Genomic DNA, 17,414 nt, shown 5'->3' with positions numbered 1-17,414 from the left:
TGATTTTATCTTTTTTATATTATTTAAGAAAAATTAAAACCTGCAGTAAATTTTTATAATAATAAATTACATGACATCTAAAGCTTGAAATTCTGAATTCATACTTTTAAATTCTGGAACAATTTTTTTCATTACTGCAACAATGTCTTGATTAGATTTTTTTTGAGCAGTTGCAATTAATTCTGTAATGGCTATTTTAACTGCTTCAAAATCATCTATAGTATCTTGCGCAATCATTATTTTTATATTGTGCGTTGGAAGTGTTTTTGAAGTATCATTGAGTAATTCTTCATACAACTTTTCTCCGGGTCTTAATCCAATAATTTTAATGTAAATATCTTTATCTGGAATATAGCCAGCCAACCTAATCATTTTTTTTGCTAAATCGATAATTTTAACAGGTTCTCCCATATCAAAAATATAAATTTCACCACCATTCCCCATTGCACCAGCTTCTAGTACAAGTTGACAAGCTTCTGGTATGGTCATGAAATACCTAATTATTTTGGGATGTGTAATTGTTATTGGTCCTCCTTCTTGAATTTGTTTAGTAAACAATGGAACTATAGAACCATTTGAACCCAAAACATTTCCAAATCTTGTAGTTATGAATTTAGTGTTATTTTTTTTCTTTGAATTTACTAGATGATAATTTAATGATTGCACATATTTTTCTGCAATACGCTTACTAGCACCCATTACACTACTAGGATTTACAGCTTTGTCTGTAGATATTAATACAAATTTTTCAACAAGGTATTTGGATGATAAATCGGCTAGATTTTTTGTCCCAATTACATTGGTATAAATTGCTTGTGATGGATTTTCTTCCATCAACGGGACGTGTTTATATGCTGCTGCATGATAAACGAAATCAGGTTTGTACTTTTCAAAAACTGATTCAAGCGCATTATAATCTTTTACATCTGCTAATATTGTTTTAATTTTTACATTTTTAGACAACTCTGTAACTACTTCGAGATGCAAACTATGCAAAGGAGATTCTGCTTGATCAACAATCAATATTTTTTTAGGATTAAAATTAATTACTTGCCTAACAATTTCACTTCCTATAGAACCAGCACCACCAGTTATCATTACTGTTTTTCCTTTTATCTGTGCTGATATTTTATTGTTATCTAAAACAATTTGTTTTCTGTTTAGTAAATCTTCAATGGCAAAATTCTTTAATTGATTAGATATTTGCTTTTGATCTTCCCAATCTGTTATCAATGGAACAGTGTAAACTTTTATGTTATATTCTAAACATTCTTCAACTATAGCAACTATATCTTCTTTTGTTAAACCTTTTTCGGCAATAATTAATGACTCAGCCTTAACAGATCTTAGAATTACATGAATTTTTCTAGTTTGATTAATGATAGGTAAATCTAATATACTCTTTGAAGTTTTAACTTGTTTATATTTATCAACAAAAGCTACTACTTTAAAGCGTGAAGGTTTTTCAGTTTTTAAGGCATTGGCAACCGAAATGGCATTAGCATCAGCACCATAAATTACTGCGCGAGTTAATTGCTTAGTTTCACCCAAATGAATATAGACTTCAAAAAAATTCTTAACTAGAATTCGAAATAAGAATAATTGCAAAAAAGATATTACATAAGTAATAAATAAACCTGCTGAAAGAAATAATTTAACATCAATAATTATTTGACAAGAATAATTAATAATCATTAAAACAACAAAAGAAGAAGTAGTTGCAATTAATAATTTTACGCCATCAATAAAAGTAGAATGTCTAATTATACCTGAATAAGTCCTGAAAAAGATAAAAGACATAGCATTGACAAATATTACTAAAATATACTGCATTAGAACATTCAATGCATCATATGTTTTAACATTCATGCTTGAAAGAATAATATATGTCACAAGACATGCAATAGATACTATAAAAACATCAATTGCAAAAATTATCCATCGGGGCAAATACCCAATATTGGTAAACTTTCTATTGAAAATGGTTTTTCTAAATTCTTTTAATAAAAATCGAATCATAATTGGTTTTTTAAATAACTACCAAATTTAGGTTAAATTTATCTTTTATTTTTTGTATGAGAAAGAATTATTTAAAAAACCGATGAACTGCATCAGTAATCCTTTGCTTATCACTTTCCGTTAAATTAGAACCTGATGGCAAACATAATCCATTTTGAAAAAGCAAATTGGCAACATTTGAACCATAATATGGATACTTTTCAAACACGGGTTGTAAATGCATAGGCATCCATAAAGGCCTAGACTCAATGTTTTCCATTTCTAAAGCAACCCGAAATTGTTCGATAGTTTTACCCAAAACTTTAGAATCTATAATAATACATGTTAACCAATGATTAGAAAAATAATTAGAATTAGGTTCATCAAATACGGTTACAGAATCAATAGTATTAAAAATATCCAAATAAAACTGATGCATGCTCCTTCTCAAAGAAACATGATGTTCTAAAATTTCCATTTGGCCTCTTCCTATTCCGGCACAAATATTACTTAACCTATAGTTGTATCCAATTTCAGAATGTTGATAATGTGGTTCGTTATCTCTGGCTTGGGTTGCCAAATAAACCGTTTTTTCCTTTACACCTTTTGAAAGAGTAACCAAAGCACCACCACCAGAAGTAGTAATAATTTTATTACCATTGAATGATAAAACTCCAATATCTCCAAATGTGCCACATTTTTTTCCTTTGTATGTACTTCCCAATGCTTCTGCACTATCTTCAAGAATTGGAATTTCATACTTATCGGCAATTTTTCTAATCTCATCAACTTTAAATGGCATTCCATAAAGATGAACCGGAATTATTGCTTTTGGTTTTTTCCCTTTTTTAAGTCTATCAATAATTGCTTCTTCAAGTGCTATTGGACACATGTTCCAAGTTTCTGTCTCACTGTCAATAAAGATTGGAGATGCGCCAAGATAAACAATAGGATTGGCAGATGCTGAAAAAGTAAAACTTTGACAAATTACTTCATCACCAGCTGTAACACCTAACAAAACTAATCCTAAATGGATAGCTGCTGTTCCCGAACTTAAAGCTGCAACATAGTGCTCTTGTCCAAGATAATTTTCTAAATCTTGTTCAAAACCGGTAACATTTGGTCCAAGTGGTGCAACCCAATTAGTATCGAAAGCTTCTTTTACAAAGTTTTTTTCATTTCCACCCATGTGAGGCGAAGAAAGCCAAATTTTTGAGTTATTCATATTTATTTATTATTGTCAATATTTAATATTAAAACCTTGAAAAGGTTCAATTGAAGCTGAATCAGCAGAAGTAATATCGTCACTTTTAAAGACTTTCAAAACTGTTTTAAAAATAATTTTTAAATCTAATAGCAGAGAAACATGGTCAACATACCAAACGTCATATTCAAATTTTTTTTTCCAAGAAAGTGCATTTCGCCCATTAACCTGAACCCATCCTGTTATTCCTGGTTTAACTTCATGCCTGCGATTTTGAAAATCAGTAAACAAATGGAAATAATCAGATAATAAAGGTCTTGGTCCAACTATACTCATATCGCCATTTAAAACATTAATTAATTGAGGAATTTCATCTAGTGAAATCCTTCGAATAAACATTCCGATTTTTGTAACTCGAAGTTCATCAGGTAATAATTCACCATCAGAATTTCTATTATTGTTCATAGTTTTAAATTTGATAATTTTAAAAATTTTACCATGCTTTCCTGAACGGTTTTGTAAAAAAAATGGTAAGCCTCTATTTGTAAAAAACAATAAAAGTGTTACTATTAAAAATATTGGACTTAAAACTATTATCCCAAATATTGAAAAAAAAATATCAAAAATTCTTTTAGTATAATTTCTATACATGGTTAATTTTTTTCGAATCTATTGCAATTAAGAATTTGACTTCATAAAAAAAATCTTCTGTGAAAAGTAAATTTTCTATTAGCTTTCTATTCATACAAATTTCCTTAGGCTGACAAATTTATATCTTAAATCATCATTACCTAAGGGTAACGCCACCATCAATAGTTATAATTGTTCCGGTTATCCAAGAAGTAGCATCCGAGAGTAAATAAATAACGGCATAAGCAACTTCCTCTGGCTCACCAAATCGTCCTAATGGAAACTTTTTTAAATAATTTTCCAAATCTTCATCAGAAAAAATAGAACCAATTAAATTCGTTTTAATAAGTGCAGGTTCTATCGTATTTACTCGTATTTTTTTAGGTGCAAGTTCAAGTGCCATTCCTCTTGAGAGTGAATTTATTGCACCTTTGGAAGCCATGTAGGATATATTTCCAAAAGAAGCAACTTTAGAAGCAATAGAAGATATAAAAACTATAGAAGCGTTTAAATTTATTTTATTGTTTTTGAATAACAATTGGGAAAGGATTGCCGGGGCATATAAATTGGTTTCAATAGTTTCGGCCCAGGATTTCTCATTAAGAAATTTAAATGGAACTTTCTTCAACATGGCCGCACAATGAACAATGCCATCTAATTTTGGAATCTGAAGAACTAATGAATCTAAATTTTCTTTATTGGACAAATCCGCAACAATGAGTAGGTGATTTTCGTTCTTTTCGAGAGATTGAAATGTTTCGTTTAGTCGTTCTTTATTTCTTCCGGTGATGATTACATTGGCACCCATTTTAGAACATTCTAATGCTACAACTTTACCTATACCAGAAGAAGCTCCGGTAACCAGAATAAATTTACCACTAAGAGAAAAAGGATTATATTTCATTATATTTCGATTAGGTCTGAAATGTGACAATCTTCAAAGTCTAAAATAGCTGAAGCCCAACTCATTCCTACTCCAAAACCAGACAGAAGTACTTTTTTTCTATCCTGAAGCTGATTTTGTAATTCAGAAACTATAGTCAAAGGAATGGAAACTGACGAGGTGTTACCAAATTTTTGAAGTGAAGTAGGTGCTTTTTGGCTATCTATCTTCAATTTCTTAACCAAATAATTGTTCATATAACTATTGGCCTGATGAAAAACAATAAAATCTAACGATTCTTTATCAACTCCAGAAAAGGCTAAAATATTTTTTATATCGGATGGAATTTCAGCTAAAACAAAATTAAAAACATCTGCTCCAGACATATATCCATGCTCATCTGTTCTGATATTTCCATGCTCATCTACAACTTTTTCTGTGAGAGATTCTATTGAACTCGGGTTTCTGTAACCTCCTGATTTTATTTTTATGTACTCTTCTTTTGAACCATCCGAATTCAAGGAAAAATAACTCTCTTTAAACTTATCATTATTCTCAATAATGGCAGCTACTCCGCCGTCTCCAAATAGAAACGCCGTTTTTCTGTCTTTTGGTGAATAAATTCTGGAACGAGTTTCTCCATCAAGAAGTAATGCTTTTCTAAAATTCTTGCCTTGCATAAAAGCAAAAACAGTTGATAAAGCATAAATAAAAGCAGAGCAACCTAAAGTTAAATCAAAAGCAGCAGTTTGTTTTGACAATCCTAATCTGTCTTGAAGTAAAACAGATGTAGCAGGCATTCTAAAATCTGGTGTCTGTGATACAAAAATCAGTAAATCAATTTCAGATTTATCGATATCCATATCTGAAATTAGTTTTTCGGCGGCAGCAAAGCAAAGATCAGAAGCGCATACCTCATCACTTGCAAATCTTCTTTGTTCAATACCAATTTTATCAACAATATTTTTTACATCCTCTTTATCAAAATAGGTTGTGTAATCGTAATTATCAATTCGGTTTTTAGGAACACATGCCGACATTCCGGTGATACCAATATTGTTGAATTTAAGTAATGCCAAATTTAAATTATTTTATGAATTAGATTGAATGTAGTTAAAAACTTCTCCAATTGTAGTTAGCTTTTGAAATTCTTTGCTTTCAATAATAACATCATATTCTTCGTCAATCATTGCTATAACTGATAAAAGCGCTAAAGAATCCCATTCGTCAAAATTTCTGAACGAGTCTGTTAAAGCAATTTCTCTATCTTCTATTTCTAATGTTTCTTTGAATAAATCTAAAAATTTCTGTTCCATTTTACTTAATTATTTGAGTTATATGTAATCACTTTTGGGCATATTATAGTATCCGTTTCAAAATATACAGAACCCCATGAAAGTCCAACTCCAAATCCACAGGCAATAAATTTATTACTTGAATTTGAGACTTTTTCATTTAATCGGCTAACTATAGTTAAAGGTATTGAAGCTGAAGAAGTGTTTCCGTACTCATCAAACGAATAAGGAACTTTTTCGGTATCAATATTTACTTTTTTTCTTATTTTATCATTCATCAGTTTATTGGCCTGATGCATAATTAAATAATCTACTTCTTCTCTGTCGATATTAAATTTTTCAATCAACGAATTAATGCTTTTCGGAGCTTTAGTAATTCCAAAAATAAAAACATCAGCACCATTAAGATAGCTTTGCAAATTATTTCTAAACACACCTTCTTCCCTTTCTTTTACCTCGAGAGATTCTTTGGTAAAGAAATTTCTAAAACCACCATCTTCTATAATTATGGATTGATAGCCACTTCCATCTGTTGATGTTTGAAAAAATAGTTCAGGAGCATTTTCATTAAATTCTAGTGCAGTTGCTGTACCTGCATCACCAAATAGCGGAAACGTACTCTTGTCAAGTTCTGATTTTGTAACCGTTACAGTATCTCCAACAAGCAATAATCCTTTTTTAAAATTTCCTGAACTCACTAATTGAGAAATTGTTGCTAATCCGTATACCCAGCCCGAACATCCTAATGAAATATCAATAGCAAAACAGTCGGTAGTCAAACCTAATCTATGCTGAAGAATGCACGATGTTGCTGGCAAAATGTAATCTGGAGTTTGTGTTACAAAAATCAAACAATCAATATCCTGTTTTGACCATTGCAAATCTTCAATAAGTTTTTCTGCTGCTTGAAAACATAAATCTGAGGTGCAAATTTTACTATTGCCAACCGTGTGTCGTTTTGCAATTCCGGTTGCGTCAATAAATTTTTGAATTTCATTGGCGTCTCCTATGATTTTTGATGAAGCATTATCTACTATATTTTCAGGAACACAAGCCGATATCCCAGCTATTTTTACATTTTTTATTTTTTGAAAAGCCATAATAGAATCAAAATTTTACCAATTTAGCTGGATTTCCAACATATAAATTATTGTCTTTTGTGTTTCGAATTAAAACACTATTTGCTCCAACTCTAATATTACTTCCAATTTTTATTCCTTGTAATGCAATGGATTGAACACCAAAAAAATTAGAATCCTTAAGCACTGTACTTCCTGAAATCCTTACCATTGGTCCTAAAATATTGTAATCGCCAATCTGCACATCATGGCCTAATGAAACAAAACCATTTAACATGTTAAAATTACCCATTTTAACATCACAACTGACACGGGCTCCAAAAAAGAATAAATTTCCTTTTCCCATTTCTAGGGTTTCCTTGTCAAGAAAATTGACATTTGGTGCTGCAATATTTGGAAAGTCAATTAATAGATTAGTGATTTTTGAAACTAATTCTTTTAAAATTAATGGATTAGCAATTGAAAAAACAATACTTAATTCGGTTTCCCAATTATTTAAAACATCAATATTACCAAGTATTTCTCCGTATTTATTTTTTTTTGTTGCAGGATTATCATCAAAAAAACCAACTAAATCCCATTTCGGTTCTAGTTCATTTATCGCATTAATCATACAGGCAACTTCTCTACCAAATCCACCTGCACCATATATGGCTATTTTTTTCATTTTTTTATTTTTCCCCTTGAAATGGCAAATCAGTCTCGTTAATATATATATTCACTCCCTCTCTTTTAAAAACCTTCACAAAGGTTATCCAAAAAATTTTTAAATCCAATAAAAAAGAACAATTGTCAACATACCAAACATCATATTTAAATTTATCCTCCCAACTGATTGCATTTCGTCCATTTACTTGAGCCCAACCCGAAATTCCTGGTTTTACATCATGACGCCTTTTTTGAATATCGTTATAAAAAGGCAAATATTCCGGCAATAACGGGCGAGGTCCAATTAAACTCATATCCCCTTTAAGAACATTAATCAATTGAGGGATTTCATCTAATGATGATTTCCTAACAAAAGCACCTAACTTAGTTAACCTATCAAAATCGGGCAATAATTCTCCATTCTTATCCTTTTTATCATTCATCGTTTTAAATTTAATTATTGTAAAAATACGATTGTTTTTTCCCGGCCTATCTTGATAAAAAAAAGGTTTACCTCTATTTGCAAAATAAAGGCCCACCATTATCACAATAAAAACTGGAGAAATAAATATTAAAGCCAGAAGAGCGATAGAAAAATCAATTACTTGTTTTAAAAAAAAATTGTACATTAATTAAATAATTTTATGTTTTCAGATTTATAATTTAAAGAATTCTCTTGTAATATATTAGCTATTTTAGTAAAACTTTGATTATTCCTATACACTTGAACTGTGATCACTCAATAGTTCGAATCACCATAAAAGCTTCTGCTCTGGCAAAACCAACAGTTGCACCTCTATACTTAGCTAATGCTTCAATTGTTTCTAAAGAACGAGTGCTTGGAAAAGATTTTACTTGAGTCCCAAAACAAATCATCGCATCTAACTTTGATTTCATTTGAGCTTCTATGTTAACAAAGTGGTTTGGAATAAAAGCATCATCACTAAAGGGTGCTGCCCATTCCGTTTCAGAAAGAGTCTCATAAGTGAAAATTCTTTTTACTGTAGAGTTATTTACTGGGCGTGCCGCTACTAAACCTGCATGAAATACAATTCCGTGATCATGATGAATATCTCCTCTATGTGGTAAATACAATTCTTCAATCTGAAGTTCTTGTATAACTTTTGCAATGGCTCTTGAGATTTCTGCTCGTGAGGTAATGTCTAAATCAGGTGCAATAAAATCGAAGAAAAGCGTCTCTTTTACTTCTAGGATTTCATGTGCTCTTTTCGCTTCATTTCTAACATTTTTAATTTTTTCATCAGAATACAATTTAGGAGTTCCTCTCGTAACTATCAAAACATAAACTGAATTACCAGCAGCAGCATATTTCTTTATAATTCCTCCACAACCTAAAACCTCATCATCAGGATGTGGTGCAATAACTAATATTTTTTTCATATTTTTAAAATTAATATACGTCGGAATCTCCGTAAGAATAATACCAGTTTTTAAAATCTCCAACAAGAGCATGTGTGTTCTCTTCAAAACGGGCTCCTAAAAAAGTTTGCTTCCCAAAAGGTGCAAATCCTATTTTTTCTAGCTGAATATGTCTTTTATCCCACAAAGAAATCCAAATATTTATTCTTGAAATTGGCTTTTCATAATAAGCAATTATTTGTTCAAACAATTCTGCGAAAATGGAAATATCATTAATTCCCAATTCCAAAATATAAATTTCCCAAGTATCCGGAACTATTGCTGAAGGATGTATTTTAACTACAACAAAACCTTCATTTTTGTCATTAGCATATTCAAATATTCGATATGCTTTTGAAGGATTTTGCACATACCTCCAATTCAAGTAAGTAAGATCTCTATCAATTGTAATAGCAAAGGATTGACTAAATTCTGATAGTTGTTTTACATGCTTATCAGTAAATTTATGAACCAATGTCACATTAGGTGAGGATTTAGGAGATAAACTGGTGGTTGGCATTGACAAAGAATGTACAACCGATAAATCCTTCCAACCCAAATTTTTGATAAATCCATAGTGAGAATTGCTGTTAGGATAACCCCAAATAGCTACTACTCCTTTTTCGTTTTCTAACTGATCATAAAAGGCAACTGCTAAATCCTTAAAAATACCACGCCCTGCATAATCAGGATGTGTCATGGTAGTCATAGACAAAGTAGTCAAGCATTTTTGATTATTAATCAACAGGTAAACAGGTGAAACAGCATAATGACCAACCAATGAATCACCATCCCACATCAATTTAATAAAATACTGACCTGCAGGATTATTTTCAAAACGCCATTGCCAATAAGGTAAACTCATCGGTACCTTAAACACTTTTTCAAATAATGATAAAATGGCTATCTCATCCCCTTTTTTATAATCTCGAATTTCCATAAACTATTTATTTTTCAATTCTGGTCTTTTTAAAAATTTTTTTTCCCCAACCACTACAACTAATGCTGTCATAAATATGATTTTGATATCTAATAAAAATGTCAAGCGCTCAACATAAATTTTGTCATAATACCATTTTTCTGGCCAACTCAAATAAATACTGCCACTAACACCCGCTAAACTCGTAACACCTGGTCTCACTTCAAATCTTTTTGGAGTATTATCATCAAATAAATGTTCAATTGTAGGCAGACAAGGTCGAGGTCCTACAATTGCCATATCGCCTTTTAAAACATTTATAATTTGTGGCAATTCGTCAATTTTTGTTCTCCTTAAAAAAACACCTAATTTGGTAACTTCCGGATTATTTTCATACACCTGAACGTGCGAATCACGCTTTTTGTTTGTCATCGTTCTTAACTTTATAACTTTAAAAATCTTTTTGTCAACACCTAAACGTTCTTGTAAAAAGAATATAGGTCCTTCTGAATCAATTTTTATTAATATAAAGGTTAAAAATAATATAGGTGTTACAAGAATAAATGCAAAAATGGCAATAAATAAATCAATAACACGCTTAAAAAAGTATCTATACATAACTTTAAAACAAACTCACTACTCCTTTTTTTTTCTCCTTTTCAATTTACATCAAACGATATTCATTTCACAATTTAACCAAATCCAACAAAAGTTGTTCTAACTTAGGGTAAATTTTCTTTTTATCCAAAACATCGTTAATCAATCGTTCACAATTTATATCTATTGTTTGACTGAGGACTTTCCAATTATCAATAGTTTCTTGCAAAGAAAAGTATAATTCTTTATTTGAGGAGATAAGATTTCTTCCTATTCCATAATTAGTTATCAAGTCAGCAGTCTCACCTTTTAAAGAATTTAAAATATACAATCCCGAAACCACATAGTCGTTAAATTTATAACTCTGTATAACCTCAGAATTTTCTACATAAACGTTAAAACCAATATCACAAAAACTCAAAAATTTCAAATAATCGGAATATTCAATATTACCTGTAATTAAATAATCAATGGAGGTTACCGCTAATTTTTGTTTTAATTCTGCTTCTTTATCTCCACCTCCTATGATTATAAATTTAATTTTATAATGACCAGAAGTAGCTAAAACGCTTGAAACAGCCTCAATCACAGCATCAAAATCATAACTCGCCCCCAAATTTCCTGCATAACATAACCATAGTTCATTGGATGCTTTTTGATTTTCTATTTTCGACAAAGCAGTCAAGGAGCGTATATTATCATGATCAATTCCCAGAGGAATACAAATGGTTCTTGCTTTACTATTAAAGCGAGAAGCTTGTTTCATATAACTATCTGTAGCAGCTAAAATTATATCAGCCTTTTTATACGAATAAATAGAAAGCAACTTCCATAAATACAACACAGGAGATAAAACTGCATAATTTTTATTTAAAGGGATCAAACCTTCCGGCCATATATCAATGACATCTACAATAAATATTATTTTTTTATTAAAAAATGTTTTGTAAACACCACACACAAATGAAGATGAAGGTGTTGGAATAGCACAATAAAGAAAATTATATTGCTTTCCATATTTCAGAAGATAAAAAAACAATCTTAAAGCAAAACTCCAATGACTCAGAATTCTGGCAATAGAGAAATTTTTTTTATAAGGTAAAACATGTAAAAAGTCTACATTCCTATGAGAACTAGTTGCTCTATATTCTTTATCTCTGTGAGAAAAATCAGTAGTAACGACTTTTCTGTCAAGAGTAAGATAATCGTGTAAGCTATTAATTCTGTCGTTACTAGCTGAATTAATTCTTCCAAAAACAGAAACGAGCAAAAGTTTATAATTAGTCTCTTTCATAACAAGATTGAAATAATTGACTCCAATTTTTTTTATACAGCTTCAAACTAAATTTATCATTCACTAAATTCCAGCCCGAAACAACTTTATCAATTCTTTTTTGTTCATCAATAGCATAAGACACAATGGCATCTGCAATGGTATAGGCATTGATTGGATTTAAAATTATAGCTTCGTTTTGAGAAACTGTGCTGGGAATTTCTCCTACACCAGTAGTAATCAATGCACATCCGGCAGCCATTGCTTCTAATAAAACCAATGGTTGGGCTTCATTTGGATAACTTGTTGGCAACACAAATACTTGTGCTACATCATATAAAGCTTGTTTTTCCTTTCCGCGCGCACCATTAATCCATTTTACTGTTATTTGACTATCTGGCACTGCATTAATTTTAGCAACCATGTCCTCAATCCAGTGTTTTGCATCTTCAACAAATGCAAATCGGGTACAAAAAGCAGTTTTGGTAATAGGACCACAAAGTATGGCATTAATTTTAAGCTGGGGTTGCGTCTTTGCTATATGGTACAACGCTTCTAAATATTCCGGATAACCTTTTGACTCTACCAGCAAACTTAAAAATAAAACCTGCAAAGGTGTATTTGTTAGCTTTTGTTTCTTTAAGATTTGTTCGAGTGGAATAAATTCAGAGTCTATTGTGTTGGGAATAAATTTAATTTTATCTCTTATAACTCCAAATTTGACTAAACATGCTGCTTGAGAATCCCCAAGTACTGTTATTATTTTAGCTGAATTCAGAATTCTTTTGAAAAGAATGGTCTTAGGTGATTGAATATCCCATTTTACAAATGAATGACCGTGCAACGAAAATATAACTGGTAAATTCCAACGAAGTAATCGAATAGGTAAATACCACCACAATACTCTAAAAAAAGAAAAATAACCTTGCCCTAAATTAATATACAATATGGGTTTTTTAGAAAAAAGTAATTTAACTACTGAAGGAGTCACAGAAATTGTTTTAAAAATCCAGTCCAAAATAGATAAAAAAACATTTTTTTGAGTCCTTTTGAAAGGATACAAATAAATTGGTTGAAATGAATAGTCACCATCAGACAAGACTTTTTTGATCAACTCTGTTGAAGCAGTTTGACCTGAAAAAGTAGAAACTTTTATAAAGGATATAAATAAATTAGTCATTGTTTTGTAGTTGAGCAGAAATATAAAAAGTAATACAAATCAGAAAAGAGACTTCATATTGATTACTCTTTTAATATGAATTCCTTAAACTTTTGTGATATGCTTTTTTTAGAAAACCGCTCTATATAAGTTTTTGTTTGGCTGGACATTTGCAACCTAACAGCTTCATTTTTTATTAAATAAGATAATTTTTCTTGAAATAAATCATTGTCAAAAAGTGGAATTAAATAGCCGTTTTCTCCATCAACAATCATATCTGAAATACCTGCAACTGAATCAAAGCACACAACGGGCAATCCTGAAGAAAGTGCTTCACCTACAACATTTGGAAATCCTTCTGAACTTGAGGTAAATGCAAACAACTTGCTCTTTAGATAAAAGTGTTCAACATTTGTTTGATTCCCAGCTAATATAACTGATTCAGATGCACCTAGAGAATCTATCAACTGCTTCAATTTGATTTTATTTTGTTGTTTTATAGCATCGTCGCCTACAATAACCAACTTCCAATCAGATTGCTTCATAGCAACAAAAAGACGAATCAATACATCGTGATGTTTGGAAGCAATTAAACGTCCCACAGATAAAACAATATTTTCCTTTTGAATTTCTTGTGTAGAAGTTATCTCTCTTATGGGATTACCGATAACCTCAATATTATTGTTAGAATACAACTTTCCAAAAACGGCTTTAGCATTTTCTGTTTGAGCAATTATTCCTGCTGCTCTTGGGTATAATTTTTTACGCAAAAAATCATGAAGCTTTCCTAAAGATTTATTAGGCTGACAACGATCAGAAACAAAAACCGGAAATTTACAACCTAGTGTAGCAATCAAGACAAAATTGTTCCAAATTTCACCAAAACTTAATATGGTATTTGGATTAATAGTTTTCAATTGTTTCCGTAAAAAAAGCAACGTTTTTATGGTGTAGTAAAAACGATAACGATTGTCAAATACAAAAGAGGGCTTGTAAATAGATATGTTATTTGGGATTTTATAAAAAATTTCAGGCTTTATACCATACAAAACTAAATGTAATTCTAAAGAAGTATCCTTATGAAATTCATTCAAAAGTTCAGACATAACTCGCTCCATCCCACCAGCATGGAGTGACGGAATAACGAGGCAAACTTTCTTTTTAGAAGCTATCATTTACTTTTTTAATAGTGTGAATTGTAACTAATACAACATGCTCTACAAATTTTCTAGAATTTTTTTGATAATCTTATCTGTAAGAATGAGAGCTCTATCGTTGTTTAAATGGCGGTTTCTTTATATAATTCTGGATTTAACATAAAATCGGTATCTTCTGAATAGTCTAAATAATTTATACTGCTTGAAGAGAATGAATACCAAAACAACTGTTTTTATTTTTCATTTTTATCGAAGCATTAAATCTACCATCCATCCATATGGATTAAATGGTCCTTCGTGCCAATTCATTTGTTCGTCCCAATATCCGGTGCAGGGATCATAAACTTTATTAGCAAATCCATAACTAATTTCAACCAATTTTGGATTATTTTCTTTATCGAAAACATAATCATAAGCTACACATTGCGCCTTTATTTTTTTTGTATATTCAAAAGAAAGCACAACACATCTTGGATCAAACACCTCTCTTTCATATCTAAAATCACCACTTCCTGAAGCTCTAAAATCATTGGTTCTAACCATCCTTTTTAGTGCAAATGCTTTTCCGTCGATAACAATAATTCTTGTATCCGAATCGTTGTTGGGGAGAAATTCTTGGAAATAGATATAGTTTATTTCTTTACCCATCACTTTAGCATATCGAGGTGGCTTGACTAATCGGACAAAACCTTTGGCAACATGAAAAAAATCAGTTTTCCCTAACCGCCATTGTCTTATTCTTTCTTTAATACTTCCCCATGCATCGTATGCAGGAAATCCATTTCCAAATGCTTTGTTGGCAAGAGATTTAGCCTCTTCTTTTGTTTTGGTTAACTTCACATTTTGTGAGCCTGCTCCACCCTTTAACTTAAAAACTTTAGGAAAAGAGGTTTTTTCTATCCAATCATTAGCTGTTTTTTTATCATAAAAAACCCAAGTCGGAACCAAATCAATTTGCAACGCTTCCAGCAAATATTTTTGCGCTACTTTATCATCAAAATGCCATGCCGTATTAAAATCAGGGAATACTTTCATACCACTTTGTTCAAGTGAAAAAAGCAATGATTTTGCCATGATAATATCGGTTGGACTAGCTTGATGATAATGCCACATTAAAACCGAACAATTTTCTAATTGCTGTATAATATTATTGTCATGGCAATTAACCAACTTGAATGGAATATTGTTTTTTTCGCAATAGTCAATCCATCGAAAATGGAATAAATGGGTACCTTTATTGTTGTGTATAGCTATCATTTTCTAATCTAAATACTGTTGTGCCCAAAGTTCAAAACCAAGCATTAACCAAATGGCATCTAATTGTTCGGGCGATGCATTTGAAATATTATTAACCCAAGAATTTAATTCTTTCAATTCAAAAAGCCCTCTTTTTTTAATTCCAGGTGCTACTTGCGTCTTCCATTTTTCTTGAAAAACGGATGAAGAGAAAAAATGTTGCAACGGAATTCCAAATCCCATTTTGTCTCGATACGCAAATGATTCGCCGAATTTTGAAGCACAAATATCTTTTAGTAACACTTTGTTTTCGTCTTTACCATTATGCTTTCCAATCAATAATTCACTTGGAATATTTAATGATGTCGTGACCATATTGTTATCTAAAAACGGGACACGATTTTCAATAGAATGTGCCATCGACATTTTATCCTGACGCATTAATAAATCGGGCAAATAAGTAAGTAATTCGTATTTTCTTTGACGGAGATTGGTATTTCCGTTTAGTTTCTTTAAAAGTTGCACTCTATCATTTATAGCACTTTTTAAATTGAAATTGGATTTTAAAGAATGGGCCGTTGTCAAACTTCCGAAAGCGGTTTCCATCACCATTCTTTTATTTGGATTGAAAAAATAACCCAAATAATCAAGTGCAAACTTGATATTTCGTTTCAAGCCTCCTAAAAATTCTCTTTTAAAATAAGGGAATTGAAGTGCTCTGCTAAATCGGCTGTAGCCAGCCAAACATTCGTCAGCTCCTTCTCCACTCAATAAAACAGTAACATGCTTTTTGGCTTCTTGACTGAGTAGATAAATCCCAATAGTATTCGGATGATTTAGCGGATGTTCAAAATGCCAAATGGCTTTTTCCAATACTTCAAAATAATAGTTGGCATTCATTTCATACTTATGTGCCTGAAGTGAAAGTTGCGCTGCAACTATATCAATGTATTTTTCTTCTGAAAATTTTTGGTCTTTAAAAATGATAGAAATCGTTTCTAGATTTCCTTCATTTAATGATTTGGCAGCATAATAACTAACCAATGACGAATCGACACCACCAGAAAGTTGGCAACCCAATTTTACATCACTAACCATCTGCGAATCGACACTTTTTTGCAAAGCATTTTCTAGACTTTCCTTTGCATTTTTTGGCTGAATTGTTTCATTTCCTTCTTTATCTAACTCATAAAAAACATGCCTTTGAATTACACCTTCTTTTATAGTTAAATAAGTTCCGGGAATACAATTCGTGATATTTTTAAATAAGGTATCATTAATTACATTTCGGAATACTAAAAATTCATCTAATTTGGAAAAATCGGATTCAAATTTAAAATTAGGTAATGGTTTAAAACTCTTCATTTCCGAACCAAAAGCAAGTCTCCCTTCTTCATGTAAAATGTATAATGGTTTTATTCCAAAACGATCTCTGGCAAGGAATAACGTGTCTAATTCTAAATCATAAATAGCTAGGGCAAACATTCCGTTTAAAAGCGAAATCATTTTCTCCATGCCATATTCTGTGTACAAATGCAACACAATTTCTGTATCAGAAGTACTTTTAAAGCTATATCCTTTTTGTTCTAATTCGGGTTTAAAATCAAAGGCATTATAAATTTCACCGTTCAACATAAAAATTACTTTCTCGTTTGGACTAACCATTGGTTGGTGTCCCATTGGAGAAAGGTCTAGAATGCTTAAGCGATTAAAACCAAATACTATATTATTTTCATTTTTGAACGATGCGTCATTTGATGCACTAGCATGTTCAAAAGATTTAGTATTTGTATTAATTCCAACTACACCAGAATCATCTGGGCCACGATGTTTTTGAATAGAAAGCATTTCGCGAATAATCTTATTACTCGTATCTTTTCTTTCATTAAAATAGTAATATCCTGTAAATCCGCACAT

General features: G+C 31.1%; 17 protein-coding genes. All 17 read right to left on the bottom strand.

What is annotated here, in order from left to right; all coding sequences use genetic code 11:
- Positions 1-66: 66 nt before the first annotated feature.
- Positions 67-2,019, bottom strand: coding sequence for a polysaccharide biosynthesis protein (locus QWY90_RS05140; RefSeq protein ID WP_290284799.1), 1,953 nt, complete (start codon positions 2,017-2,019; stop codon positions 67-69).
- Between the two features lie 67 nt (positions 2,020-2,086).
- Positions 2,087-3,223: a DegT/DnrJ/EryC1/StrS family aminotransferase gene (locus QWY90_RS05135; RefSeq protein ID WP_290284798.1), complete on the bottom strand. Its 1,137-nt coding sequence runs from the start codon at positions 3,221-3,223 to the stop codon at positions 2,087-2,089.
- Positions 3,224-3,238: 15 nt separating this feature from the next.
- Positions 3,239-3,853 carry a sugar transferase gene (locus QWY90_RS05130; RefSeq protein ID WP_290284797.1) on the bottom strand — a complete coding sequence of 205 codons (615 nt, stop codon included), beginning with the start codon at positions 3,851-3,853 and terminating at the stop codon, positions 3,239-3,241.
- 136 nt (positions 3,854-3,989) lie between these two features.
- Positions 3,990-4,736 carry an SDR family NAD(P)-dependent oxidoreductase gene (locus QWY90_RS05125; protein ID WP_290284796.1) on the bottom strand — a complete coding sequence of 249 codons (747 nt, stop codon included), beginning with the start codon at positions 4,734-4,736 and terminating at the stop codon, positions 3,990-3,992.
- On the bottom strand, positions 4,736-5,794 hold the full coding sequence (locus QWY90_RS05120; protein WP_290284795.1) for a 3-oxoacyl-ACP synthase III family protein: 1,059 nt from the start codon (positions 5,792-5,794) through the stop codon (positions 4,736-4,738). The genes QWY90_RS05125 and QWY90_RS05120 overlap by 1 nt, the downstream gene beginning before the upstream one ends.
- Positions 5,795-5,806: 12 nt before the next feature.
- Positions 5,807-6,031 (bottom strand): acyl carrier protein, encoded by a 225-nt coding sequence (locus QWY90_RS05115; RefSeq protein WP_290284794.1) that lies wholly within the window; start codon positions 6,029-6,031, stop codon positions 5,807-5,809.
- 5 nt (positions 6,032-6,036) lie between these two features.
- Positions 6,037-7,110 carry a ketoacyl-ACP synthase III gene (locus QWY90_RS05110; protein WP_290284793.1) on the bottom strand — a complete coding sequence of 358 codons (1,074 nt, stop codon included), beginning with the start codon at positions 7,108-7,110 and terminating at the stop codon, positions 6,037-6,039.
- 7 nt (positions 7,111-7,117) lie between these two features.
- Entirely contained in the window at positions 7,118-7,756 is a 639-nt protein-coding gene (locus QWY90_RS05105; RefSeq protein WP_290284792.1) for an acetyltransferase, read from the bottom strand.
- Positions 7,757-7,760: 4 nt separating this feature from the next.
- Positions 7,761-8,366 carry a sugar transferase gene (locus QWY90_RS05100; RefSeq protein WP_290284791.1) on the bottom strand — a complete coding sequence of 202 codons (606 nt, stop codon included), beginning with the start codon at positions 8,364-8,366 and terminating at the stop codon, positions 7,761-7,763.
- A 106-nt stretch (positions 8,367-8,472) separates the two neighbouring features.
- The gene (locus QWY90_RS05095) at positions 8,473-9,138 is read right to left on the bottom strand and encodes a PIG-L deacetylase family protein (RefSeq protein ID WP_290284790.1); all 666 of its coding nucleotides are present in this window, start codon (positions 9,136-9,138) and stop codon (positions 8,473-8,475) included.
- Between the two features lie 10 nt (positions 9,139-9,148).
- Complete coding sequence (locus QWY90_RS05090; protein ID WP_290284789.1) at positions 9,149-10,096, bottom strand: GNAT family N-acetyltransferase; 948 nt, start codon at positions 10,094-10,096, stop codon at positions 9,149-9,151.
- A gap of 3 nt (positions 10,097-10,099) precedes the next feature.
- Positions 10,100-10,693, bottom strand: a complete 594-nt coding sequence (locus QWY90_RS05085) for a sugar transferase (RefSeq protein ID WP_290284788.1) — start codon at positions 10,691-10,693, stop codon at positions 10,100-10,102.
- A gap of 67 nt (positions 10,694-10,760) precedes the next feature.
- Positions 10,761-11,966 (bottom strand): glycosyltransferase family protein, encoded by a 1,206-nt coding sequence (locus tag QWY90_RS05080; RefSeq protein WP_290284787.1) that lies wholly within the window; start codon positions 11,964-11,966, stop codon positions 10,761-10,763.
- Complete coding sequence (locus QWY90_RS05075; protein WP_290284786.1) at positions 11,953-13,125, bottom strand: glycosyltransferase family 4 protein; 1,173 nt, start codon at positions 13,123-13,125, stop codon at positions 11,953-11,955. The genes QWY90_RS05080 and QWY90_RS05075 overlap by 14 nt, the downstream gene beginning before the upstream one ends.
- Positions 13,126-13,187: 62 nt before the next feature.
- The gene (locus QWY90_RS05070) at positions 13,188-14,279 is read right to left on the bottom strand and encodes a glycosyltransferase (RefSeq protein ID WP_290284785.1); all 1,092 of its coding nucleotides are present in this window, start codon (positions 14,277-14,279) and stop codon (positions 13,188-13,190) included.
- A gap of 228 nt (positions 14,280-14,507) precedes the next feature.
- Positions 14,508-15,518, bottom strand: coding sequence for an ATP-grasp domain-containing protein (locus tag QWY90_RS05065; RefSeq protein WP_290284784.1), 1,011 nt, complete (start codon positions 15,516-15,518; stop codon positions 14,508-14,510).
- A gap of 3 nt (positions 15,519-15,521) precedes the next feature.
- Positions 15,522-17,414: an asparagine synthase (glutamine-hydrolyzing) gene (asnB, locus tag QWY90_RS05060; protein WP_290284783.1), complete on the bottom strand. Its 1,893-nt coding sequence runs from the start codon at positions 17,412-17,414 to the stop codon at positions 15,522-15,524.

Origin of the sequence: Flavobacterium paronense (assembly GCF_030409795.1) — a bacterium.
Lineage (GTDB): Bacteria > Bacteroidota > Bacteroidia > Flavobacteriales > Flavobacteriaceae > Flavobacterium > Flavobacterium paronense.
This window is presented reverse-complemented; position numbering and strand designations above follow the sequence as displayed.

Coding starts and splice junctions, on each gene's coding strand:
- QWY90_RS05110 (WP_290284793.1), bottom strand. CDS start 7,110: ATGGCTTTTCAAAAAATAAAAAATGTAAAAATAGCTGGGATATCGGCT.
- QWY90_RS05140 (WP_290284799.1), bottom strand. CDS start 2,019: ATGATTCGATTTTTATTAAAAGAATTTAGAAAAACCATTTTCAATAGA.
- QWY90_RS05115 (WP_290284794.1), bottom strand. CDS start 6,031: ATGGAACAGAAATTTTTAGATTTATTCAAAGAAACATTAGAAATAGAA.
- QWY90_RS05070 (WP_290284785.1), bottom strand. CDS start 14,279: ATGATAGCTTCTAAAAAGAAAGTTTGCCTCGTTATTCCGTCACTCCAT.
- asnB (WP_290284783.1), bottom strand. CDS start 17,414: ATGTGCGGATTTACAGGATATTACTATTTTAATGAAAGAAAAGATACG.
- QWY90_RS05075 (WP_290284786.1), bottom strand. CDS start 13,125: ATGACTAATTTATTTATATCCTTTATAAAAGTTTCTACTTTTTCAGGT.
- QWY90_RS05100 (WP_290284791.1), bottom strand. CDS start 8,366: ATGTACAATTTTTTTTTAAAACAAGTAATTGATTTTTCTATCGCTCTT.
- QWY90_RS05130 (WP_290284797.1), bottom strand. CDS start 3,853: ATGTATAGAAATTATACTAAAAGAATTTTTGATATTTTTTTTTCAATA.
- QWY90_RS05080 (WP_290284787.1), bottom strand. CDS start 11,966: ATGAAAGAGACTAATTATAAACTTTTGCTCGTTTCTGTTTTTGGAAGA.
- QWY90_RS05125 (WP_290284796.1), bottom strand. CDS start 4,736: ATGAAATATAATCCTTTTTCTCTTAGTGGTAAATTTATTCTGGTTACC.
- QWY90_RS05090 (WP_290284789.1), bottom strand. CDS start 10,096: ATGGAAATTCGAGATTATAAAAAAGGGGATGAGATAGCCATTTTATCA.
- QWY90_RS05105 (WP_290284792.1), bottom strand. CDS start 7,756: ATGAAAAAAATAGCCATATATGGTGCAGGTGGATTTGGTAGAGAAGTT.
- QWY90_RS05065 (WP_290284784.1), bottom strand. CDS start 15,518: ATGATAGCTATACACAACAATAAAGGTACCCATTTATTCCATTTTCGA.
- QWY90_RS05095 (WP_290284790.1), bottom strand. CDS start 9,138: ATGAAAAAAATATTAGTTATTGCACCACATCCTGATGATGAGGTTTTA.
- QWY90_RS05135 (WP_290284798.1), bottom strand. CDS start 3,223: ATGAATAACTCAAAAATTTGGCTTTCTTCGCCTCACATGGGTGGAAAT.
- QWY90_RS05085 (WP_290284788.1), bottom strand. CDS start 10,693: ATGTATAGATACTTTTTTAAGCGTGTTATTGATTTATTTATTGCCATT.